Genomic DNA, 21,922 nt, shown 5'->3' on the forward strand with positions numbered 1-21,922 from the left:
ACAACAAAAAAACAGCGTTGTTACAAGTCTAGTCAGCCTAGGGCTAATGGTGTTGGAATTTTAAACGAGATATAGGAATATAAGTGGCACTAGTTGTTGTTAATGCCACCCATTGCTAATTATGCAGTTTGTTTCGTGGGCGTGTTAGATTGCGATTTTGTTGCATCGCTGTGCGATTGATAAAACCAAAAACGTTTTCTGCCAGTAGTTCTAGCCATAGTGTTATCCAAAATAAATGTGTAGCGTGTAGGGGATTATTGAGCGTTTATCGACGGAAGACTTAGATACAACGGAGGACGAAGGTAAGAAGTGTTCGGAGGTATAAATGAAAGCAATAAAAAGTGTTGGGTAAAATAAATGCTGGCCGAAACCAGCATTTTTACTAAGTAAAGTTCTAATTAAAGACCAATTACGTTAGCAGCTTGAGGGCCTTTTTGACCTTGCTCTAGGTCAAAAGAAACTTTTTGACCTTCAGCTAAAGTTTTGAAACCTTCAGAAGCGATTGCGCGAAAATGTACGAATACGTCAGCGCCGCCGTTATCTTGAGTGATAAATCCGAAACCTTTATCTTCGTTGAACCATTTAACGATACCAGTAGTGTTAGACATGATGTCTCCTAACTTTTAAAAAATAATTTGCATAAAATGCGTTGTAGTAGCCAGAGAATAATTATTTATGTGTTGCGAAAAGTATGAAAGGAAAGACTTCATGACACTAACTGTAATACAGATGGAGCGAAGGTTTCTAAAGCATAAAATTACGATGTTACATATAAACAAAGGACTGTCTGACAGGCCGAGTGCGACAATAGCACAGTTAAACCTAAAGTAAACCAATATAATTTTATTAAACGAGATAAATTCCCTTTTATTTATCTAGAGTTATGCGATTTTTCCATCTGTTATCATGGCGATGCTACTGTTTAGCGGCTGTGTTCGGGTGGTTAAAATATATTCAGGGGTGCAGATGATTCAGCAAATTGAACAAGTATTAAGTTTTATAATGGAAATTGAGAAGCTCAAAAATGTGCATCGTAAAACCAAGCCTGTAGGACTGACGCGATATGAAAACTCGGCCGAGCATAGCTGGCATGTGTGTTTATCGGCTTTGATGCTACAACAATATGCTAATGAGCCTGTGAATATAGACCGCGTGATTAAAATGCTGCTAATCCATGATTTAGGTGAAATTGATGCTGGCGATACTATTATTTATGCCAGTGAAACACCTGAAAATAAAGCCTTAGAGCTAGCGGGTATAAGGCGCATGATGGCGTTACTGCCTGAAGGCCAAGGTGAACAATATATCGAACACTGGCGTGAATTTGAGGCCGGGGAAAGTAATGATGCAAAGTTTGCCAAAGCCATCGATCGCGTGCCGCCGCTATTACATAACTTACACGGCGAGGGTCATAGCTGGAGAGACAACAAGGTAACCAAGGAACAAGTGTTTAAAGTCAATAGTCGCATTGCCAAAGGCAGTGAGCCCTTATGGCAAGTGCTTGAGGAGAAATTGCAAGGTGCCATAGACGATGGGCTGCTTAAGTAATCGCTTTGCCCTGAGCGCATTCATCAGTAAACATAAAAAAGCACAGCCGAAGCTGTGCTTTTTATTTTCGATACCGAGTTAATTACTTAACTGGCTTGACGATATACAGTAGATCACCCGTCGATACTTGCTGACCACTGGTGTTCATAATACGCTCTATGCGGTATTTTTGATCAGCAGGATAAATCACTGCATCTTTACGGTTAAAGCCAGCCAAAGTGACTTTCGAGAACATCTTCATCGCTTCCATCAAACCTAGGGTTTGATTCACACTCACGAGATCACCCTCTTTAACAAAATCAGGCTCGCTTGGTGATGAAGCGGTATAGAAGATACCCGCACTTTGTGCTATTACTTTCAGCTCGTCTGAGCCTTCTACCTTAATTGAATCGGCGGTTGAAGCTCCAGCAACAATTGCCGCCGCTTCCATTTCAGCGATTAAGGCATCTTGATCTAGCTCAGCCATTAACTTAGGTAAGTAGTTGGTATCGTAAACGCCTTGACGGAAGGTTTCATCTTTCAAGATGCGTTTAAGTAGTGGGATGTTTGTTGCAATCCCTTTGATCACCACTGAATCAAGATAAGCGTATAGCTTCTCAACCGTGTCTTCGCGATCTTTACCCTTGATGATAATTTGTGCAATCAAGCTGTCGTAATAAGGCGATACTTCTTTGCCTTCTGCGATCATTGCCATGATTTCAACATCATCGCGCTCAGGTAATACGCATTCAGTCACTAGGCCTGGGTTAGGCACTAGTTGCATGATACCGTTTGAGTCCATTGCCGCTTTTTCTGCGGTAACACGTACTTCGATAGCATAACCATTTGGTACTGGTTTCATGTCTTCAATGCTTTCGCCCGATGCGATTTGGTATTGGGCGGATACAATATCAACACCTGAAGTCGCTTCAGTGACAGGGTGCTCTACCTGTAGACGAGTATTCATTTCCATGAAGTAGACATCGTTTGCGTCTAAGTCGTAGATAAACTCAACGGTGCCAGCGCCAAAGTAATTTACCGCATCTGCAATCGCAGCGGTGTATTTGTAGACGCGATCTTCCAGATCTTTTGGCAGCATGGTTGAGGCTGACTCTTCCACCACTTTCTGGTTGTTGCGTTGTACCGAACAATCACGCAAGCCGAGAACACGGGTGTTACCAAATTTATCGCGCAGTAACTGGACTTCGATGTGGCGTAGTGAAGTCACGTATTTCTCTAGGTACAAGTCGCCGTTACCAAATGCCGCACGTGCTTCTGCGGTAATTTGATGGTATAGCTCGTACATATCTTCTGCTTGAGTCACGACTTGGATACCTTTACCACCACCGCCATTAACGGCTTTTAATAGTACTGGGTAACCAATTTTCTCAGCGATGTCTTCAGCTTGCTCGGCGCTACTTAGAATACCGTGTGAGCCTGGCACCACAGGTACATTATTGTCTTGCGCGGTTTTAATTGCGTTTGACTTGTTACCCATGGTTGACATGCTTTGTGTACTTGGACCAATAAAGTTGATGCCGTGATTCACACACATGCTGGCAAATTGTGGACTCTCAGATAGGAAGCCGATACCAGGGTGCAATGAGTCAACTTGTTCATGCTCTGCCACACGCAATACCGAGTAACCGTTTAAGTAACTTTCATCAGACGTGTTACCCCCTAAACAAACTAAGCGGTCGTTCGGGCGTAGCATATCAGCTGGTACAGAGGTCATGTCTGGATCTGAAGCAACTAAGACCACATCAATGTTGTTTTCTTGTGCTTTGCGAATTAGTTTTACTGCGGTACAGCCACGAGCATGGATCAAGGTGCGTTTGACTGGTTTCATTAACTCAACAGGATCGATTTGCTTCACTTCATTAAGCTCAGCATCCGGTTGTGGTACAAAGCCAGAAAGAGCACGGTTGACCACTTCTTCTATGGTATTGGTTGGCATTGGCATGGCCACGTCAATATCACGTAGTTTATGGTCCAAATCGTCTGAGAATGGGTTTTTAACCAAGCCTGCCATTGAGCCTGGTGTCACTGACAAGTAGTTCGATAGGGTTGCCGTTGATGGCAAGTACGCTGGCACTACCATTTGACCAGCAAATGGCATGTTAGTGCCAGACAAGTAGTAAGTTTGTGCTAATGGATGAGTTACAAAGCTAGCTTGTGCTCCACCAGTACAGTCACCATAACCAAACATGACGATAGGTAACTCGTTATCGCGCACAAAACGCGTGATACGATCGTTTACGACTGCCATTGAGAATAGTGCGGCCGCACCTTCTTTGGTTTGCATCCCGCCTGAACTGATAAATGCAATGACTGGCAGGTGTTGCTTAGCACATTCTACAAGTAGAGCACAGAATTTCTCGGCACTTGCCATGTCAAAGGCGCCGGCTTGGAAGGCGGTGTTTGATACGGCGATACCAACGCGCTGGTTTTTGCCTTCGCTTAGTTGGAAGTCTGCAAAACCGGTCACTAAACCACAAGGCTTAATGCCTTTATCGAGAGCATCTTCTACCGATAGACGAAAACCTGGGAAATCCAACATGTTTGCTGTGATTTGGTTGCCGTTAATCTCTTTAAAGTTGGTAAAGAACTTGGCGATGATTTGATCGTAGTTTTTGTTATTTTTACGTTTTTCATCGCGCAACAGGCCTTGAATTAACAAGTCTTGGTAACCCATGGTTAAGCGGTTCCAGAAGTCTTTACGACGACCGATACGCATTGGGTTAATAGCACCTTTGTAACTCGCTTTGTCTGTTTCAGTCTGATAGTACTCAGGCAATAGACGTTCGAAGAAGTAAGTGAGAATTACAAATAAACTGTCGTTTAGCTGTGGGAAACCAATGCTTTTCCACTGCTCTACTTTTGACAATAGATCGCCACGGTGTGACTGCGCAAGGAAGAACTTCAACCAGTGATTAAATGCGGCTTTTTGTTCAACGGGATCGCCTTTACCCACTTTTTCTAGCGCAGCTTCTAATGATTCGTTCATTAGTTTAGATACAGCGGTACGCGATAGCGCTTGGTTATCCATCGCTTCTTTCGCAATGCTGGCTAAGTTACCGATGGTGATATCGTAAAGTTGGTTGAAGATCAAAATGTTGCGACATTCTTGGATGAAGTCTTCACGTAACTCTTTATGCACAATAACATCAACGACTGTCAGCTCATTAAGATCAGGCCAGCCTTTGGTGATAGGGTTCGCTTTATCATCTTGCAAATAGCGAATCAGCGCACGGAAGTTATTTGTTGCACTTGATTTCCAACGGTTGTACAGCGACAAGCTTAAGTTAAACAGTAAGGCTTGTTTGGCTTTTTCAAAGTTTTCTTTTGGTTCACCAAGGATTAGCTTAGTTAGTACGTTACGCTCTGTGCCAATCTCTTCGCGCTTAGCGATGAAATTTTTCCAGTCTTTGCTAAGTTGGTCATCGTATTTAATGTTATCTGGCGCGTCTAACCAAGATGCGAAAACGCGTTTTTGGTCTTCTTTAATTCGCGCTTTTAAATCCCCTTCCGGCACTTCTAGTTTAGATAAACGGCCATATTGATCTTCAGGGATCGAATGAATACGCGAGCGTAAAGTAAGGTATCGCATGTAGCGGTAAGCTAAACCAAAGGCATTGTTATGTACCGTTGGGTTTTTCGCTAAATGGAATGAAGATGCATCTTCAACTGCTTGTAGGTGCTTCGACGGGTTTAAGTAACGCGTTAAACTGCGGTGGTAATGTTCGAGAATATCAGGGTATTTGCGAACAAACTCAATGGAAGCACTTTCAATCGAGTTGATTGATGAAACAATGGCTTTTTGCAAGTTACGCTGACGTTCATCTTCATCAACCGGTGAGAAGTCGATGATGCCATCAATACAACCATTGGTGTAGAGCTCTTCCGGAGACACACCAACGAATTTGGCACACTCTTGCCAAGATAGGTTGTATTTACGCGCAATGCTTTGTAAGCCTTTTGGTTGAATAGTATTGAAGATACCATCGCGAACCGATAATAGAATGTTAGCTGTTGCCAGTGGGATTGCGCCACCTGAGTAACCAACACCGATAATAATACCTACAGTTGGTACATCGACATTGGCACTTTCTGCAATCATTTGCGAAATGCTGTGGGCTTGATTGCCAGCATTCGCGGCTTCGCCAGCATCGGCTCCCGGTGTGTCAATTAAGTAAACAATGGGCAGTGCCATTTCTGAGTATTTACGAATGGCTTTGCTAGCGGCTTTGTGATGCTCTGGCATCCAAGCGCCGTTATTAGTGCTACGCTCTTGTGCAATTAAACCGACGCGGCGTGTGTAACCACCAAAGTCTAAGTCCATTTCAGCGCAGTAAAATGGGCCCTTGCTGGTTTCACTGATGATTTTACCGTTGAAGCCAGAGATAACATCTTTCGCACTTGGGCGCTTGTTGTCTTCAGCTGGCTGCACTGTACGGGCAATGTAGGCATCAACATCCAATTTTTTGATGGCTTTTAGATTCGACTGAATTTTATCGTCAGCAATAAGCCCGTCTAGTTGGGCTACAACAGAAGGCAAGCTGTCGTCAGGAAACAGGGAGAAGTCTTTCGCTAAATGTTCGGCCTGGATAAATAAAGGGTCTGCGCCTTTGCTCATTTCCAGAAACGAGGATGTTGGTTTACCAGCCATACATTATCCTTATTTTTTCATATACGTATATAGGTGGCATAATCTACATCAAAGTTAAATGTGTTACTATGGTTTGCTATTAAACAGCATGTTCCAAATATGGAACAGCAAGGAAAAGTGTGACAGATCTGAATGGTATGGCAATTTTTGCCAAGGTAGTTGAAGCAAAAGGGTATTCTCAAGCGTCGCGCTTAACGGGATTACCTAAGTCGACTATTAGCCGAAAAATTTCTCAATTAGAAGAAACGTTAGGTGTTCGGTTGTTGCAGCGTAACACGCGCGGTTTGAGTCTTACTCATGTTGGTGCGCTTTATTATCAGCATTGCGCCAATATTGTCCAAGAGATGGAAGAAGCCTTAGCTACGATAGAAAATACTCATCAAGATATCAGTGGCATGTTGCGCATCGCACTGCCGGTGTCGTTTCATCAAGATGCCATTGCGACCTTATGCAGTGGCTTTTTGCGCAAATACCCCAAAGTTGATTTAGATATTCAGTTTATTGATGCGGAAGTAAGCCTAATTGGTGAGGGTTATGATATCGCTATCAAATATGGTCCGTTAGATGCGTCTGACTTAATTGCTCGGTTATTAGTTGAACGGCAGCCAGTGTTAGTGGCCAGTGCCAAATATTTGAAAGCCCATGGGGCTCCTGCGACACCCACAGAGTTAGCCAGCCATCAAGGGCTGCTATTAGGAACGCCACGCTCATCGGCGATTTGGCCAATCGGCGTTGGCGCAGAAAAAACCATGGTGCAGTTTGAACGTAAAGTGCGAGTAAACAGTAATACAGTGTTGAAGCAAATGACAAAAGCGGGCGTGGGTATTGCAATGCTAACAGAATCCGTTTGCCATGAAGAACTGCAATCTGGCGAACTGCGCAGAGTGTTGGCTGATTATCCATTAGAGCCAATTAAAGTTTACGGTGTTTATTCAAGTCGGCGCCAGCTGGCGAATAAGATCACCAGCTTTTTAGACTTCTTCAGCCAACACTTCAGCAATCATGAGTCATTGCAGCCATTAATGCGTAGCGTGCGTTAGAGCAACAAATCACATTTGTTTAAATAAGGTTTGGAAGCTACGACTGACAGCAACAGGACGCTTCACGTTGTTTAGATGTACCACCATCTTACCTGTAATATCTTTATTAACATGCTTGATGGCCGATACATTAACGATACTGCTGCGATGCACTTGCCAGAAATTTTGCGGGTCCAGCTGTTGAGCTAAATCCTTGATTGGGGTGCGAATGACAAACTCACCTTCATGGGTAATGGCAGTCGTGTATTTGTCCTCGGCATGGAAGCAAAGCACATCGGCAATGGCGATGATGTGAATATTATCTTTACGACTTGCCTTAAGCCACTCAAGATAATTGCCGTTTGGGTTACTTAACTTTGCAATCAGTTTGTTAAGGTTCTCTTTTTCAGGCTCGGGGTCGTTTTGCTTTGACTGCAAGCGCAATTTGACTTTTTCAATTGAACGAACCAGACGATCTTCCGAGATGGGCTTGAGTAGGTAATCAACCGCTTCATGCTCAAATGCTTCTACAGCATACTGATCATAAGCCGTAGTGAACACGATCAAAGGTGAATTTGGTTGTTGGCTTAATCTGCGCGCGACTTCGATGCCATCTATTCCCGGCATACGAATATCGAGAAAAATAATATCAGGGTTGAGTTCTTCGACCATTTCGAGGGCTTTGTTGCCGTCACCAGCACTGCCAACAATGCTCAGCTCTGGCCAATTATCCCCAAGTAGTTTATCAAGGTAAATACGAAGTAGTGGCTCATCATCAACAATTAATGCAGTGATTTCATTGTGCATAAGGTATTTCCATTTCTAATTTAAACCCACCTTGCGAAAGCTCTTGAAAATGTAACGCACTATTGCCATCGAATAGGCTTAATAGTCGTTGTTTAGTGTTATGGATACTCAGCCCAGATAAACGCTCACATCGACCTGCTGCGCCATTATCGCTAATAATTACTTTCAACTTGTGGAGCTGATTGTTTTCACACAGACCTGTTATTTCTATATCAATTGTACCGCCTTCTAAGGCGGGTTCAATGCCGTAAATAATAGCATTTTCGATCCAAGGCTGTAGTAGTAGCGGTGGAATGAGCAACTCGTCATCCAGTTTTGGATTAACCGCGATATGGTAGTCTAACCGTTCGCCTAGGCGAATTTTATGAATAGATAGATAAGCACTGATAAAGTTAAGCTCATCTTTGAGGCTAACTAATTTTTTTCGTGACCCAGTGAGACTTTGTCTGAGTAATTTAGTGAGCAAATTAAGTAGTTCGAGGGCTTTATCGGGATCGGATGGGATCACTGCTTGCAAATTGGCCAAGGTATTAAACAAAAAGTGCGGCTCTACTTGGCTTTGTAGTAGCTGAAGCTGACTGAGGATCAGTTCTTTTTCATGTTGTGACTTATCTAACTGGGCTTGTTTCAGTTGCTCTTTAATTTTAAATGAAGACTCTCTGGCATAAAAATACCAAGCTATGACCAAGCTAAATAGTGTGGCGGCGATGAAGACTTTGATGCTAGCAAAGATAGCAATGTTTAGACCGTCGCTATAGGCGAGATGATGGACCCAAAACCCTATGATGATGCCAAAAGGTAAACAGAGTAACCAAGGAAGTGCTATTCGACTGATCCGCAAACCGCTCCCTTTACGTGATGGTAACCAAAACAACGGAATAATGACTATTAGTCCCACGGCATTGGAAATTAGCAAACTGGTCCAAATAGGAGTTGAGATAACGTTAAAAATAGAACCAGAGAGTCCAATCAATGAGAATATAAGCATGGCAAGCCCTGTTCTTTGCAACAGTAGCTTTAAGCTGGCAGCAGATGTATGAGAAAATTGTGACATAGCTTAAGTTGCCCTGAATCAATGCTTACTGATGATTTGTTATCATGATGTTATTTCGTAAAACTATCTTAAAAAAAAGCCATCACTAGTATGGGCCTTAACTAGTGATGGCATATGCCTATTAAGTCACTCAACGCATGCAGGGAGCTTCGTAATTAAGAGTGTGTAGGCGCACAAAGTTTGTTTTAGACAGTTTTCAACAAAACTAAGATTAATATATAGCAAATGATTTGGCTGACTATGCCAATGCGACAGAAAGTAAAGCTACTCAGATAGTTGGTAACTGATGCAGATAAATGGAAATAGATAACTTTATTGTTTAGACCCTGAATAAAGGTCATAAAAAAGCCATAAAGCAATAGAGGCGGCGGCTATCCAAGGTCCGATATTGAGCAATAGGTGAAGTGCATTAGCAAAGTAAAACCCTGCAGGCATAAGCGTAAATAAAAATAGACACAAAACGACAAAGCTTTTCATCTTATTTACGTTCTATATAGAGGGCTACTTATTGATTTGTTTTACATCTTCGTGAATTTCTTGGGCGTTCCAAACGAATTCTAAAAGATATTCTTCTGACCATTCCTGACGTGGAAAATGGATTTCTACATAGTTATCTTCAAACTTGTATAGAGATGCACCGATTTTTGTATCACTGCAAATCCACAGTAAAATAAAGGCGACAAGTGGGTAAACGAACAATACCTTAAACATAATTCTTCCTTGAGAATTTCCTATAGCAACCGGACGTGTGTATTCTACCTGAGCATGGCCACAAAAACATTGGATAAAATATATTTTCCAGTTAAATCACGGCAATAAATCAAATGGGGAAACGTGGATGGAGTGTCGCAGGTTTCGCCTAGCTGGAGTGTTAAGTTAGCAATCATGGATTATGTATATGTTAAACATTGGCATCAATTTTTAGCCGTTTTTAGTCTGTTACTGTTTTGGCTGCGCGTGATATTGCGGCTGACTCACCGTAAATGGTTGCAGTCTAAGTGGCTAAGGGTCCTTCCTCATGTTAACGATTCCTTACTATTGGTGGCTGGGATATGGATGTGCTATTTACTTACTTCATGGCCTTGGCAGTTACCATGGTTGCAGGTAAAGCTAGCGGCTTTACTGGCATACATCGGCGTTGCGAGCTATTGCTTAAAAGTGACCAGTTCCAGAGCGGCTTGTTTACTGGCTGCAGCTGGTGCGACTGGAATTTATATCTACATAGCCGGGGTTGCTATATCAAAATCTGTCTACTCTTGGTGGGAGCTTTATGGACATTGAATATCGTTTACCCGTGTTAAGGGTCATTTGGAAGTTACTTATTCTGGCTGCATTTCCATTATTAGTTTGGGGCTATTTAAAAGGGACGGGCTTAAGTTTTGTTCAGCTGGATGCAGGGACAAATATTCACAAGATGATTATATTTGCGTTGTATTTTGTACTGATCCTCGTTTGGTGGTGGCTTAACCCCAAAGTGCTGCGCTTATTAAGCCGGAGACGATAATGGTTTTAGAGTCACATATTTTTTACCCGTTGCTCGCGCTGGTTATCTCAGGGTTAATCGGTTTTATTGTGGTCATAGTGTTAAATCAGCGCCATCAACAGGCTTGTACCCAACTAAGTACTGAAAACGCTCTTTTGGCGCAACGCTTAGAAGATATCGGTAACGATAAATCAGAGTTGCAATTAGCTCTTAGAGAGCTGCAAGTTAAAAATGATTTACAACAAGAACATATTACCAAGCTGACGACACGTTATCGTGAGGCGCAGGTGCAGTTACATAACGAGCGCCAGCGAGGTGAAGAGCGGCTTGCTCAACAAGCGTTATCGGAGCAAAAGTTAACCGAGCAATTTGAACGTTTATCGCAACGTATTTATGCCGAAGAAACGGCGAAGTTTAAATCATTAAATAGAGACAGCTTGGAGCTGTTGCTTAACCCTTTACAGCAGCAATTGGCTGGCTTTAAATCTCAAGTAACCGAAACCTACAATAACGAAGCCAAAGAACGCTTTAGCCTAAAAGTTGAAGTGGAGAAATTGGCTAACCTTAACCAGCGCATGGTCGAAGAAGCGGCCAACTTAACGCAGGCATTAAAAGGGGACAACAAACAGCAAGGTAACTGGGGCGAAGTTATCTTACAACGTATTTTAGAAGACTCAGGTTTGCGAGAAGGCCATGAGTACCACGTGCAACAAAGTTTAAAAAATGAATATGGGCGTCGCTATCAACCTGATGTCATTGTCCATTTGCCAAAAGGTAAAGATATAGTCGTGGACTCGAAAGTCTCCTTAACGGCTTATGAACGCTTTTTTAATGCCGATTCAGAAATAGCTAAGAAGCAGGCATTGAGCGAACATGTACAATCGGTACGGTCACATATCAAGGGGCTTGGGCAAAAGGATTATCATAAGCTTAAAGGGGTCAGGACATTAGATTATGTGCTGCTATTTATTGCCGTTGAACCCGCTTTTTTACTGGCTGTGCAAGAAGACCCGAGTTTAGTTAAAACGGCATTAGACAATAATATTTTGCTCGCCAGTCCGGCTAATCTAATGATCGCGCTGCGCACCATAGAGAACCTTTGGCGTTACCAAAGGCAAGAGGACAACTCTCAGCTCATTGCGCAAAAAGCCGGTAAGCTATACGAAAAACTTAGGCTATTTAGTGAAGATTTACTTGAAGTTGGGGCATCTATTGATAAGGCGCAAGTTTCTTATCAGCGTTCGTTTAAACGTTTTTCTCAAGGGCGAGGAAATGTCGTGCAACAAGCGGAGCAGTTAAAGAGTCTAGGCGCTGAAGTTAATAAATCGCTACCTTCTCAGTTACTTGCTGAGGCGGGTGAGGAAGGTGTTATGGCAGCAAGAACGCCATTATTTAAGGTGTCTGAATAAGCCGGTTTTGACGTAGTTAACCCAAGTGCTTGATGAGCAAAACAGTACATTTTTCTGCAAAAACGCGGTAAATATATCCCTCTAAGCTTTGCGGTAAAATATACGGTATCCGCTCGTAATTTGCTTAAGTAAAACTGAGGCTAGTTATGCTTAAGGGCGGCACAAACGGAACCAAAGTGTAGCCGCTTATTCACGCTCTAGTGATTGTAATGCTTCTAGTTTAGCTTGCAGTGGTAGCTCGGGTGCTGGTGTGCGTACTATTTCGATAGGAGATTTTGTCCCCCCCAGTAGTTGCGAGACTAGAAAGCACTGCCCATAAAGCAAACTTACAGGATTAAATAGGACGATAAGAGAGCCAATTATTAATATTTGTTTCATTATTTATTATCTTTTTTAAGCTAGTACAGCATATTACTTCACTGAACTTATAACATAGTTTGGCCTAATAAGCCTTTTTTCATGTCATATTATTACATCTAGGGCGCGGCTTGCCGTTTAATGATTTTTTGTTTTCTATAGCAAAGTAAGCAATGTCGATCATGGCTACTACTCTAACTAAGCTTAGTTAGCAGCTTGGTGTTATTGACTAAAAATAAGCGGATTGTCGGTGAAAATACTTGTGGCGCCCATTTGCCATAATCGCTGCGCTTGTTTTTTGTTATTTACTGTGTAGCACAGCAACGGGTAGCCTGCTGCAGTGATCGCCTTTGCTTGTACCTCGTTAATTAAATCGCTATCACAATGTAAACTCACGGCATTAAGGCGTTGCATAATGCCAAGCCAGCTCGAGGGAACGTCTTCAAATAATACACCTATAGCCACATCAGGGCGCAGTGCCTTTAGTTCTGCCAAGGTGTCATGACAAAAGCTACTAATGACTAGGCTGTGGCTAAATTCCACTTGGCTTAATGCGTGGCAAACCGCTTGAGCCATGTGTTTGGGAGATTGTTGATAGGTTTTGATTTCCAGGTTTAGATTTAAACCTAAGCGATCAATGTAAATCAGCGCTTGGCTCAGGCTTGGCAGCTGCTCTCCTTGAAAACTAGCTGCAAACCAGTTGCCAACGTCTAACTGTTGTAATTGCTTAAAATTGAAGTCTGTTAAGGCGCCATGGCCGTTGCTACATCGGTCCAATGTGTCATCGTGCATGATGACACATTCACCTGATCCGCATAGCGTTGTGTCAATTTCAATCCAAGTTAAACCCAACTCAGCAGCGCGTTCAAACCCAGCGAAGGTGTTTTCTGGCGCTAGCTCTTTCACTCCCCGGTGTCCAATTAAAGGGGGAAAAGTGATGTTATTGATCATACTAGCCTCGCCAAAATGCGGGAAAAAATAATACGGTAACCGTTAAAATCTCGAGCCTTCCCATCAACATAGCGACACTAAGTGCCCACTTTGAGCCATCAGGTAAACTAGCGAAGTTGCCTGATGGTCCAATCAGTTCACCTAATCCTGGGCCAACATTAGACACCGCAGTGATAGCCCCCGTTAAAGAGACGACAACGTCAGAGCCAAAAGCGGCCAATATTGCGGCCGTGACCAAGATAGTGATGAAATAGGATAGGATGAATGCGACTAACGAGCGAATAATAGCGTCATTAACGCGGCGTTTATTATAGTTTTGTGGGAATACGCCGCGTGGATGTAGTAGCTGTTGAGTTTGTTTTTTTAGTAGTGTGGCGGCAATTTGGAAGCGGAATATTTTAATGCCACCAGAAGTTGAACCAGAGCAAGCACCGGCAAACATCAAGAAGAAAAAGATAAGTGTAGAAAAGTTCCCCCAGGCGCTGAAATCTGACAAACCAAAGCCAGTGGTCGTGATCACTGAGATAACGTTAAATAAACTAATACGCACCGCGTCTGCAAATGTGAATGTGTTATGCCACCACAGAAATAACGTAATTAATACGGTGCTAACGAGCACTAGCTTAACAAAGCCAAGTATTTGAGCATCGCGATAAATGTGCTTGGTACTGAGTTTTTTAAAGGCATGGATGAGCAATAAAAAAGGTAAGCCGCCCAAGAACATAAATAAGCTGGCATTCCAGTGTGCAGCAGGACTGAAATGTGACATAGAGCTGTCAGATGTGGAGTAACCGCCAGTGGAGAGGGTGGTCATCGCGTGATTAATTGCTTCAAACTGGGTCATACCAGAGGCAAGGTAACCGAAGTAACAACAAATAGTGAGTACGAGATAAACCTGTAATATTTGCCCTGCCAGTTGCTGCGTTTTGGGGGTGCTTTTATCGGACCATTCGGACGACTCGGTTTGGAATAAACGCATCCCCCCCACGTTTAAAAAGGGCAAAATTGCCACGCCCATTACAATAAATCCAATACCGCCAAGCCATTGTAGAATTGAGCGCCAGATTAGTACGCTATGAGGCATGGTATCTAGACCACTAAGAACAGTACTGCCAGTGGTTGTGATTCCAGACATGGTTTCAAAATAGGCATCGGTATAGCTTATGTGTTCAATCAGCATAAAGGGCAGTGCAGCAAATGCGCTACCTACCACCCACACTAAGGTGGTGAGCAAAAACATTTCCCGTACACCTAAACGAAAGTGTTGTACGCGGCCGAAATGAAGCAGTAAGAATGAGGCGGTATGGCCTAACACTATGGAGAGGAAAAATTCTTGCGTGCCGATGCCTGCGGTAAATAACGCCAGCAGCATAGGGATATACATAAACAAGGCAAGCTTAGATAATATCAATCCAGTGATAAAAAAAAGCGGCTTATAGTTTAGCATCTTGCTAGCTCTTTATTGGCTTAGAGGAAGAATGGACTAGGCTGGAATAGGCGTTCCACCTCAGGAATAAATTTCTTATTCACTAAAAACATCACCACGTGATCATCTTGCTCTATCTCTGTGTTGTCATGGGCAATCAACACTTCGTCACCGCGTACTATCGCGCCAATGGTTGTCCCAGGTGGCAGTTTGAGTTCACTGAGTTTTCGACCCACCACTTTCGAGGTGATTTTATCACCATGGGCGATAGCCTCAATCGCTTCTGCTGCGCCGCGGCGTAATGAATAAACGTTGGCTAAGTCAGCTTTTCGAACATGGGTGAGTAGAGCTGAGATGGTGGCTTGTTGCGGCGATATGGCAATATCAATCGGGCCACCTTGAACTAAGTCAACATAGGCGCCACGCTGGATTAATACCATCACTTTTTTCGCGCCAAGCTGTTTGGCGAGCATGGCCGACATAATATTGGCTTCATCATCGTTGGTCACGGCAATAAATACGTCGGTTTGGTCTATGTGCTCTTCAGTTAATAATTCATGATCGGAGGCATCACCACAAAATACGATGGTGTTATCCAATAATTCAGATAAGCGTTCGGCACGTTTATGGTTTCGCTCAATCAGCTTAACGCTATAGCTTTTTTCGAGAGCTTTCGCTAAGCCCGCACCGATATTACCGCCGCCAACAATCATAATGCGCAAATAAGGGCGCTCTAGTTTTTGCAGCTCACTCATTACGGCTCGAATATGGGCACTTGCCGCAACAAAAAACACTTCATCGTCCGCCTCGATAATAGTGGTGCCTTGCGGGCGAATGGCGTTACCTTGACGAAAGATCGCCGCTACGCGGGTTTCGATGTTGGGCATGTGTTGTTTAAGAGCAGCCAGCGCATTACCCACTAAAGGCCCGCCATAATAGGCTTTTAGACCCACCAAACCAACTTTTCCTTCGGCAAAGTCCACCACTTGCAGTGCGCCTGGATAGTCAATTAAGCGTTTAATATAGTCTGTGACTAATTGCTCGGGCGCGATTAAGTGATCGATGGGAACGTTTTCATTATTAAATAAGCGATCTTTTTCGCGTAGGAGCGCGGCTGAGCGGATCCGAGCGATTTTGTTTGGGGTATTAAATAGGGTATAAGCAATCTGACAGGCAACCATATTGGTTTCGTCGCTGTTGGTCACCGCGACTAACATATCGGCATCTTCTGCACCGGCTTCTCGTAACACATGAGGGTGAGCGGCATGGCCTTGCACTACGCGAAGATCAAATTTATCTTGTAAATCTCTCAGGTTTTCTTCATTTTGGTCAACAATGGTAATGTCATTGTTTTCGCCAACTAAGTTTTCAGCTAGTGTTCCACCTACTTGACCGGCACCGAGAATAATAATCTTCATTACTGACCCTTTAAACGGCCCATCGGGCCGGTTCAACGATTAACTAAGCTTTAAGCAATCTAGGCTTTACGCAACTTAGCATAATAAAACCCATCCATGTGTTCTTGCCCCGGCAAAATCTGCCAACCCGGATTCTCTGGGGTGTCGTCAGGATTGATGGGTAGCAGTATAGCGTCTTTATTTTCGGCTAAAAAGCCTTTGATTTGTTGTGTGTTTTCATCGGCTAAAATTGAGCAAGTGGCATAAAGCAAGGTTCCACCTGATTTAAGTAGTGCCCAGTTGGCTTTTAATATGGCTTTTTGTAGCTGCACTAGCTCGGCAATGTCCGAATCACGCCGTAACCACTTAATATCAGGATGACGCCTTATCACCCCCGTTGCACTACACGGAGCGTCAAGTAAAATACGATCGAATAGCTGTTCATCCCACCAAGTCTCCGGCAGGCTGGCATCACCATGGATCAAGCTTGCATTTAACCCGATGCGATCCAAATTATCTTGTACGCGCAGTAGGCGTTTTTGATCAAAGTCGATTGCTGTCATGGCTTGCAGATCGGGCTGATTTTCTAAAATGTGCGCCGTCTTGCCGCCTGGTGCGGCACAGGCATCTAAGATCCGCTCACCCGGCTGAGCATCAAGTAACAAGGCGGCCATTTGCGCGGCAGCGTCTTGTACCGAGCTCGCACCTTGGTCAAAACCAGTGAGTTTGCTGACATCAACGGGTTTATCTAAGCGCAGCGCTTGGCTTGAGATAGTCGAGGTTTCACTGGTAATGTCGCTTTCTGCTAATAAAGTTTGGTATTGCTCGGGTGAGTAATGACGACGGTTAACCCTTAGCCACATTGGTGCACGCTCATTACCCGCTTCAAGAATGGCTTGATAATTACTTGGGTAGTTAGCCTGTAAGCGTTTTACAATCCAGCTTGGGTAGCAGTAAGTTAGTGTAATGTTATTTTCTACTTGTGCTATTAAGCTTTCTTCTTGACGCTGAAAATTGCGTAATACTGCGTTTATTAAACCTTTAAGGGCTGGAGCTTTGAGCTCTTTTACCCCGTTGACTGTGTCGGCGACTGCGGCATGAGCGGGAATTCGGGTATAAAGCAGTTGATAAATTCCCACTAGAACTAAGTAATGCAATGGCCGCTTTTTACCCGTTAACGGCTTGTCCATCAGACTTTTGCAGAAAAAATCTAATCGGGGAAGCCAGCGTAATACGCCGTAGCAAAGCTCTTGTAACAAAGCTCTATCTCTTGCCGCAACGGTTTGTTGCGCTAGAGGTAGAGCATTACTCAGTGATTCCCCACGCTCTACTACATTGTTTAATACTTGAGCTGCTGCCGCTCTGACATTTTGATTAGCCAAGTTGACGCCCCACTGTGAACCAGTCTTGTTTTGCATTTAATACGTCTTGTACCGCCATGGCTTTTTTCCCTGGAATCTGTATCTGTTGTAAATTCAAAATACCGTCACCTGTGGCGACTTGTATGCCATGTTTATCAGCAGAAATAATCGTACCTGCGACAACATTAGCGTTTTGCTTGATAACAGTGGCTTGCCAAACTTTAATATTTTGGCCGTCAAGCTGAAAATACGAACATGGCCAAGGATTAAACGCTCGCACGCAACGCTCTATAAATTCAGCGCTGTCTTGCCAGTTGATTAATGCTTCTTCTTTGGACAGTTTCTTCGCGTAGTTAGCTAAAGCATCGTCTTGCGGCTGCGCTTGTGCTGTTTGATTAGCAATCGCTGCAACAGTAGCTAGTAATGCATTCGGTCCTAACTCTGCGAGCTTGTCATACATACTTGCGCTAGTATCGTCGGCAAGGATGGGTAATTCGCTCTTACTAAGCATAGCGCCTGTGTCTAAGCCTTCGTCCATCTGCATAATGGTTACGCCGGTAGTGGCATCGCCAGCCCAAATGGCACGTTGAATCGGCGCCGCGCCGCGCCAGCGAGGTAGTAGCGAGCCATGTACATTAATACAGCCCATTTTTGGGGTGTTTAGTACCGCTAATGGTAGTAGTAAGCCATAAGCAACCACTATCATTAAATCAGCATTGAGGGACGCTAGCTCCGCTTTCGCTTCTTCAGACTTAAAGTTTTCAGGTTGAAACACAGGTAGATTGTGTTCAACAGCGAGGCTTTTGACGGCGCTGGGAGTGAGTTTTTTTCCGCGCCCCGCGGGTCTATCCGGTTGCGTGTAAACACCAACAATATTGCAATCTGCTTGGATCAAGGCGGCTAAATGGCGTGCGGCAAAATCAGGGGTGCCGGCAAAAACAATATTAAGTGATTTCAAGGCATTTCCATCTTAGTAAATTGGCAGGTCAAACTGCACCGCAACCTTTCAGCTAGCTGACGGGGCGGCGACAGTGAATATCATAGTGACAGCAAGGTTGATTAGCCTCGGCGCATCGCTTTTTCGATTTTGCTTCTGATGCGTTGACGCTTTAATGGCGACAAGTAATCAATAAACAATTTGCCATTGAGGTGATCTATTTCATGCTGAATACAAACAGCCAGTAGTTCATCTGCTTCAAATTCGATGGTTTCACCATCAACATTTAAAGCGCGAACTTTGATGTGATCCGCTCGTTGAACATCTGCGCGGGTGTCTGGCACCGAAAGGCAACCTTCTTCCATAGTCTCAATCCCTGATGTTTCGATGATTTCAGGATTGATTAGCACTAAGCGTTCATTGCGTTCTTCTGACACATCAATCACTACAATGCGTTGATGTATATTAACTTGGGTTGCGGCAAGGCCGATGCCTTCCTCCTCGTACATAGTGTCAAACATATCCTCAACAATTTGTTTTATTTGAGGTGTGACCTGTGCAACAGGTTTCGCAACTGTTCTTAGACGTTCGTCTGGAAAATGTAATACTTCGAGCAAAGCCATGTTATTATCTTGATACAACTATAAATGTGATTATATGGATTGTTTCAATTCTAGACACTTCTTCGACGAATTGACAGACTAAATGCCTACACAGGGAGAGTTATGAAATTTAAACAAGCTGCGGCAGTCTTATTTGGGGCTTTGCTGTCGTTTTCCGTCACGGCCGATACTTTAAAATTAAAGGAAGGTCATCCCGATAGCTATATCGTCAAAAAAGGCGATACCCTGTGGGACATTTCAGCCTATTTCTTAGATTCGCCATGGCTGTGGCCAAGATTGTGGCAAACCAACCCTCAGGTTAAAAATCCACATTTAATCTATCCTGGCGATAAATTATACCTAACTTGGGTGGATGGTCAGCCTCAACTGGGGCGTAAACGTCTTAAAAAAATGTCGCCTAAACCGCGTATTGATGAAAAACGTTCGGCGGTGCCGACCATTCCACTGAACATTATTGAACCTTTCTTAACTAAAGATCACATTATCGATGAGAGCTTACTGAAAGATGCGCCGCGAGTGATGGGGCAAAACAGTAAAAGTACCCGTATCATGAAGGGCGATATTTTTTACGGAGAAGGGCAGTATGATGCCAATGTTCACTACGGTATATATCGTGTCGGAGCAACTTACACAGATAAAACTACCAAAGAAGTATTAGGTTCTAAATTAAGTTATATTGCATCGGCTCAAGTTAGTCAGTCTAAAGATGTGACTACTACCGAGCGTGTTACGCCGATGTTAGTAACGAAGAGCGATACTGAAGCCAAGTTGGGTGACATTATACTGCCGATTCCTGAATACGATGTGCTGCCGGCATTTTTTATCCCAAGCTCTACGCCGAAAGATATGCGTGGTTACATTGTTGATTCGTTATCTGAAAGAACAGCACTTAGTCGTGGCGATATTGTGGTGATTAATCAAGGTCGCCGTGAACAAATTGAACCAGGTGCTATCTTTAGTATTAAGCGCCCTGGAGCGCAGATAGTTGAGCGCGGTGAAAAGGTTGTTTACAAAGAAGATGCAAATACTTTTGAAAAAATATTTCTCTCTGGTGACGACAGTTTAACACTACCAGAAGAGACTATTGGCATGATGATGGTGTTTAAAGTATATGAAAAATCGAGTCTTGCGATTATTGTTCGTGGTAGAGAATTAGTTGGTCAGCACTTTGATATTGAAGGAGTCGACTTCTAATCCGGCTTACACTCGGCTCTGGTTGGCACTTCAAGCCACGCCAGGGCTGGGTAATGCCAAAGCCCTCAAAATAGTTGCTCACTGTGGTATTGAGCAACTTTTTCAACTCAGTATCTTAGCGCTCCAGCCTTTCAATTTAAATCCTATTCAAGTTAACAGTATTCTCCATCCTGATTGGCGTGCTATTGATGCAACCATTGCTTGGGCAAGCGAGAACAAGTGCGCCATTATTTGTTATGGTGATGAAACATACCCAGCTATTTTGAGAGAAATTGCTAGCCCGCCTTTAGTGTTGTTTGCCCAAGGTAATTTGGCTTTATTGGCGCAACCTCAAATAGCGGTTATCGGCAGTCGCAATGCAACTTATTATGGCCGAGATAAGGCGACCGAGTTCGCACAGCAATTAAGTCAGGTAGGATTAGTTATTACCAGTGGCTTAGCGTTAGGGGTGGACACTTGTGCCCATCAAGGGGCATTGCAGGGCAGTGGTGAAACTATTGCTGTATTAGGCTCTGGGCTGGATAACATTTATCCAAAACGCAACCTTGGCTTAGCCCAAAAGATTAAAGAGCAGGGGTTATTGTTATCAGAGTTTTTACCCAAGACTCCCCCTCTTGCAAAAAACTTTCCACGACGTAACCGAATTATCTCTGGTTTGTCTCTTGGCACGTTAGTGATTGAAGCATCGATTAAAAGTGGTTCGTTGATCACCGCAAAGTATGCGCTAGAGCAAAACAGAGAGGTATTTGCGCTACCTGGATCGGTGGATAATGTTCAAGCCTGCGGCTGTCATTGGCTAATTAAACAAGGCGCTAAACTTGTCACAGAGCTGGCCGATATAATAGATGAGCTACAATTAATAGTAAGCCCACCGCCAGTTCAGCTGGCTTTACTAGAGGAGAAAAACACGGGAAATACGTTGCCATTTCCAAGATTGTTGGATAGTGTAGGTTTTGAAGCCACCTCGATTGACTTGGTGGTGGAACGTAGCGGAGAGCCTGTGCAACAAGTACAAAGTCAACTGCTGGAATTGGAACTCGAGGGTTGGATTGCACAAGTGCCCGAAGGATATGTCAGACTGAGGAGGGATTAATTATGTTCGACATCCTCATGTACCTTTTTGAAACATATATACACAGCGATGCTGAATTATTAGTGGATCAGGAGGAACTTACCGAAGAATTAACCCGTGCGGGTTTTCATCAAGAAGAGATATACAAGGCATTGGATTGGCTAGAAAAATTAGCTGACTTGCAAAACAATGACGAAAATCCATATCTTTGTCGTGATGTACAAAACTCAATTCGTATTTACACTCAGGAAGAGATGACTCGCCTTGATACTCAATGCCGAGGATTCTTATTATATTTGGAACAGATAAAACTCCTAAATTCTGTAACCAGAGAGATGGTTATTGATAGAGTGATGGAGTTAGATAACAACGAATTTGATCTTGAAGATCTTAAGTGGGTTGTACTGATGGTGCTATTTAATGTGCCTGGCAGTGAAAACGCTTATCAACAAATGGAAGACTTGTTGTTCGATGTTAATGAAGGTCCTTTACATTAATTAACTTCCGGGTGTAGAGGAAAGGCCAGCCTTTCCCTTACCCGTCCCAGCTTGCCTCCTCCGCTAGGATCTAATTGCACTATCTCTAAAAATTGACTGCCAGAGTTAATCTTAGTTTGTTAGAATCTGCATGTTTTTT

Annotated in this window: 20 protein-coding genes; 8 read left to right on the forward strand and 12 right to left on the reverse strand. The window is 43.5% G+C overall.

Going from position 1 to position 21,922, the window contains the following annotated elements:
- Positions 1 to 398: 398 nt before the first annotated feature.
- Complete coding sequence (locus Q4519_RS04010; RefSeq protein ID WP_232800758.1) at positions 399 to 608, reverse strand: cold-shock protein; 210 nt, start codon at positions 606 to 608, stop codon at positions 399 to 401.
- Between the two features lie 358 nt (positions 609 to 966).
- On the opposite strand from Q4519_RS04010, the gene Q4519_RS04015 reads away from it, so the two are divergent.
- On the forward strand, positions 967 to 1,548 hold the full coding sequence (locus Q4519_RS04015; protein ID WP_303509797.1) for an HD family hydrolase: 582 nt from the start codon (positions 967 to 969) through the stop codon (positions 1,546 to 1,548).
- An 82-nt stretch (positions 1,549 to 1,630) separates the two neighbouring features.
- On the opposite strand, the gene Q4519_RS04020 is transcribed toward Q4519_RS04015, so the two are convergent.
- Positions 1,631 to 6,196 carry a biotin carboxylase N-terminal domain-containing protein gene (locus tag Q4519_RS04020; RefSeq protein WP_232800753.1) on the reverse strand — a complete coding sequence of 1,522 codons (4,566 nt, stop codon included), beginning with the start codon at positions 6,194 to 6,196 and terminating at the stop codon, positions 1,631 to 1,633.
- A gap of 119 nt (positions 6,197 to 6,315) precedes the next feature.
- Between Q4519_RS04020 and Q4519_RS04025 the strand changes: the two genes are divergently transcribed.
- A complete protein-coding gene (locus tag Q4519_RS04025) occupies positions 6,316 to 7,236 on the forward strand; it encodes a LysR family transcriptional regulator (protein ID WP_232800751.1) in 921 nt (306 codons plus the stop codon).
- A gap of 9 nt (positions 7,237 to 7,245) precedes the next feature.
- Here Q4519_RS04025 and Q4519_RS04030 read toward each other — a convergent pair whose 3' ends face one another.
- The 3 genes from Q4519_RS04030 to Q4519_RS04040 all read right to left on the reverse strand — a co-directional run bounded on the left by Q4519_RS04030 (position 7,246) and on the right by Q4519_RS04040 (position 9,787).
- Entirely contained in the window at positions 7,246 to 8,022 is a 777-nt protein-coding gene (locus Q4519_RS04030; protein WP_232800749.1) for a LytTR family DNA-binding domain-containing protein, read from the reverse strand.
- Entirely contained in the window at positions 8,012 to 9,076 is a 1,065-nt protein-coding gene (locus Q4519_RS04035) for a sensor histidine kinase (protein ID WP_303509805.1), read from the reverse strand. The genes Q4519_RS04030 and Q4519_RS04035 overlap by 11 nt, the downstream gene beginning before the upstream one ends.
- 501 nt (positions 9,077 to 9,577) lie before the next feature.
- The gene (locus tag Q4519_RS04040; RefSeq protein WP_232800745.1) at positions 9,578 to 9,787 is read right to left on the reverse strand and encodes a hypothetical protein; all 210 of its coding nucleotides are present in this window, start codon (positions 9,785 to 9,787) and stop codon (positions 9,578 to 9,580) included.
- A gap of 123 nt (positions 9,788 to 9,910) precedes the next feature.
- On the opposite strand from Q4519_RS04040, the gene Q4519_RS04045 reads away from it, so the two are divergent.
- Genes Q4519_RS04045 through rmuC form a run of 3 tightly spaced genes read left to right on the forward strand, consistent with a single transcriptional unit; the run spans position 9,911 to position 11,968 of the window.
- Positions 9,911 to 10,357, forward strand: a complete 447-nt coding sequence (locus Q4519_RS04045; RefSeq protein ID WP_303509810.1) for a SirB2 family protein — start codon at positions 9,911 to 9,913, stop codon at positions 10,355 to 10,357.
- Complete coding sequence (locus Q4519_RS04050; protein WP_232800741.1) at positions 10,347 to 10,580, forward strand: hypothetical protein; 234 nt, start codon at positions 10,347 to 10,349, stop codon at positions 10,578 to 10,580. The genes Q4519_RS04045 and Q4519_RS04050 overlap by 11 nt, the downstream gene beginning before the upstream one ends.
- Positions 10,580 to 11,968, forward strand: a complete 1,389-nt coding sequence (rmuC, locus tag Q4519_RS04055; RefSeq protein ID WP_303509813.1) for a DNA recombination protein RmuC — start codon at positions 10,580 to 10,582, stop codon at positions 11,966 to 11,968. The genes Q4519_RS04050 and rmuC overlap by 1 nt, the downstream gene beginning before the upstream one ends.
- A gap of 186 nt (positions 11,969 to 12,154) precedes the next feature.
- On the opposite strand, the gene Q4519_RS04060 is transcribed toward rmuC, so the two are convergent.
- The 7 genes from Q4519_RS04060 to def all read right to left on the reverse strand — a co-directional run bounded on the left by Q4519_RS04060 (position 12,155) and on the right by def (position 19,020).
- Positions 12,155 to 12,346, reverse strand: a complete 192-nt coding sequence (locus tag Q4519_RS04060; RefSeq protein WP_303509816.1) for a hypothetical protein — start codon at positions 12,344 to 12,346, stop codon at positions 12,155 to 12,157.
- Positions 12,347 to 12,547: 201 nt separating this feature from the next.
- Complete coding sequence (locus tag Q4519_RS04065; protein WP_303509819.1) at positions 12,548 to 13,276, reverse strand: glycerophosphodiester phosphodiesterase family protein; 729 nt, start codon at positions 13,274 to 13,276, stop codon at positions 12,548 to 12,550.
- Between the two features lies 1 nt (position 13,277).
- A complete protein-coding gene (locus tag Q4519_RS04070; RefSeq protein ID WP_303509821.1) occupies positions 13,278 to 14,723 on the reverse strand; it encodes a TrkH family potassium uptake protein in 1,446 nt (481 codons plus the stop codon).
- 20 nt (positions 14,724 to 14,743) lie between these two features.
- Positions 14,744 to 16,120, reverse strand: a complete 1,377-nt coding sequence (gene trkA / locus Q4519_RS04075; protein ID WP_232800732.1) for a Trk system potassium transporter TrkA — start codon at positions 16,118 to 16,120, stop codon at positions 14,744 to 14,746.
- A 59-nt stretch (positions 16,121 to 16,179) separates the two neighbouring features.
- On the reverse strand, positions 16,180 to 17,517 hold the full coding sequence (rsmB, locus tag Q4519_RS04080) for a 16S rRNA (cytosine(967)-C(5))-methyltransferase RsmB (RefSeq protein WP_303509827.1): 1,338 nt from the start codon (positions 17,515 to 17,517) through the stop codon (positions 16,180 to 16,182).
- Positions 17,474 to 18,418 carry a methionyl-tRNA formyltransferase gene (fmt, locus tag Q4519_RS04085; protein ID WP_303509829.1) on the reverse strand — a complete coding sequence of 315 codons (945 nt, stop codon included), beginning with the start codon at positions 18,416 to 18,418 and terminating at the stop codon, positions 17,474 to 17,476. Before fmt ends, rsmB begins: the two co-directional genes overlap by 44 nt.
- A gap of 101 nt (positions 18,419 to 18,519) precedes the next feature.
- The gene (gene def, locus Q4519_RS04090; RefSeq protein WP_232800726.1) at positions 18,520 to 19,020 is read right to left on the reverse strand and encodes a peptide deformylase; all 501 of its coding nucleotides are present in this window, start codon (positions 19,018 to 19,020) and stop codon (positions 18,520 to 18,522) included.
- Positions 19,021 to 19,122: 102 nt separating this feature from the next.
- Between def and Q4519_RS04095 the strand changes: the two genes are divergently transcribed.
- Genes Q4519_RS04095 through Q4519_RS04105 form a run of 3 tightly spaced genes read left to right on the forward strand, consistent with a single transcriptional unit; the run spans position 19,123 to position 21,783 of the window.
- Positions 19,123 to 20,214, forward strand: coding sequence for a LysM peptidoglycan-binding domain-containing protein (locus Q4519_RS04095; RefSeq protein ID WP_232800724.1), 1,092 nt, complete (start codon positions 19,123 to 19,125; stop codon positions 20,212 to 20,214).
- Entirely contained in the window at positions 20,195 to 21,307 is a 1,113-nt protein-coding gene (gene dprA / locus Q4519_RS04100) for a DNA-processing protein DprA (RefSeq protein ID WP_303509833.1), read from the forward strand. The genes Q4519_RS04095 and dprA overlap by 20 nt, the downstream gene beginning before the upstream one ends.
- A 2-nt stretch (positions 21,308 to 21,309) precedes the next feature.
- A complete protein-coding gene (locus Q4519_RS04105) occupies positions 21,310 to 21,783 on the forward strand; it encodes a DUF494 family protein (RefSeq protein WP_232800720.1) in 474 nt (157 codons plus the stop codon).
- Positions 21,784 to 21,922 lie beyond the last annotated feature (139 nt).

Source organism: Motilimonas sp. 1_MG-2023 (assembly GCF_030547455.1).
Classification (GTDB): domain Bacteria; phylum Pseudomonadota; class Gammaproteobacteria; order Enterobacterales; family CBDFNC01; genus Motilimonas.

Bases quoted from the DNA above. Each gene is read 5' to 3' on its own strand.
- Q4519_RS04010 (WP_232800758.1), bottom strand. From the start codon at position 608: ATGTCTAACACTACTGGTATCGTTAAATGGTTCAACGAAGATAAAGGT.
- Q4519_RS04015 (WP_303509797.1), top strand. From the start codon at position 967: ATGATTCAGCAAATTGAACAAGTATTAAGTTTTATAATGGAAATTGAG.
- Q4519_RS04020 (WP_232800753.1), bottom strand. From the start codon at position 6,196: ATGGCTGGTAAACCAACATCCTCGTTTCTGGAAATGAGCAAAGGCGCA.
- Q4519_RS04030 (WP_232800749.1), bottom strand. From the start codon at position 8,022: ATGCACAATGAAATCACTGCATTAATTGTTGATGATGAGCCACTACTT.
- Q4519_RS04035 (WP_303509805.1), bottom strand. From the start codon at position 9,076: ATGTCACAATTTTCTCATACATCTGCTGCCAGCTTAAAGCTACTGTTG.
- Q4519_RS04040 (WP_232800745.1), bottom strand. From the start codon at position 9,787: ATGTTTAAGGTATTGTTCGTTTACCCACTTGTCGCCTTTATTTTACTG.
- Q4519_RS04050 (WP_232800741.1), top strand. From the start codon at position 10,347: ATGGACATTGAATATCGTTTACCCGTGTTAAGGGTCATTTGGAAGTTA.
- rmuC (WP_303509813.1), top strand. From the start codon at position 10,580: ATGGTTTTAGAGTCACATATTTTTTACCCGTTGCTCGCGCTGGTTATC.
- Q4519_RS04060 (WP_303509816.1), bottom strand. From the start codon at position 12,346: ATGAAACAAATATTAATAATTGGCTCTCTTATCGTCCTATTTAATCCT.
- Q4519_RS04065 (WP_303509819.1), bottom strand. From the start codon at position 13,276: ATGATCAATAACATCACTTTTCCCCCTTTAATTGGACACCGGGGAGTG.
- Q4519_RS04070 (WP_303509821.1), bottom strand. From the start codon at position 14,723: ATGCTAAACTATAAGCCGCTTTTTTTTATCACTGGATTGATATTATCT.
- trkA (WP_232800732.1), bottom strand. From the start codon at position 16,120: ATGAAGATTATTATTCTCGGTGCCGGTCAAGTAGGTGGAACACTAGCT.
- rsmB (WP_303509827.1), bottom strand. From the start codon at position 17,517: ATGCAAAACAAGACTGGTTCACAGTGGGGCGTCAACTTGGCTAATCAA.
- def (WP_232800726.1), bottom strand. From the start codon at position 19,020: ATGGCTTTGCTCGAAGTATTACATTTTCCAGACGAACGTCTAAGAACA.
- Q4519_RS04095 (WP_232800724.1), top strand. From the start codon at position 19,123: ATGAAATTTAAACAAGCTGCGGCAGTCTTATTTGGGGCTTTGCTGTCG.
- Q4519_RS04105 (WP_232800720.1), top strand. From the start codon at position 21,310: ATGTTCGACATCCTCATGTACCTTTTTGAAACATATATACACAGCGAT.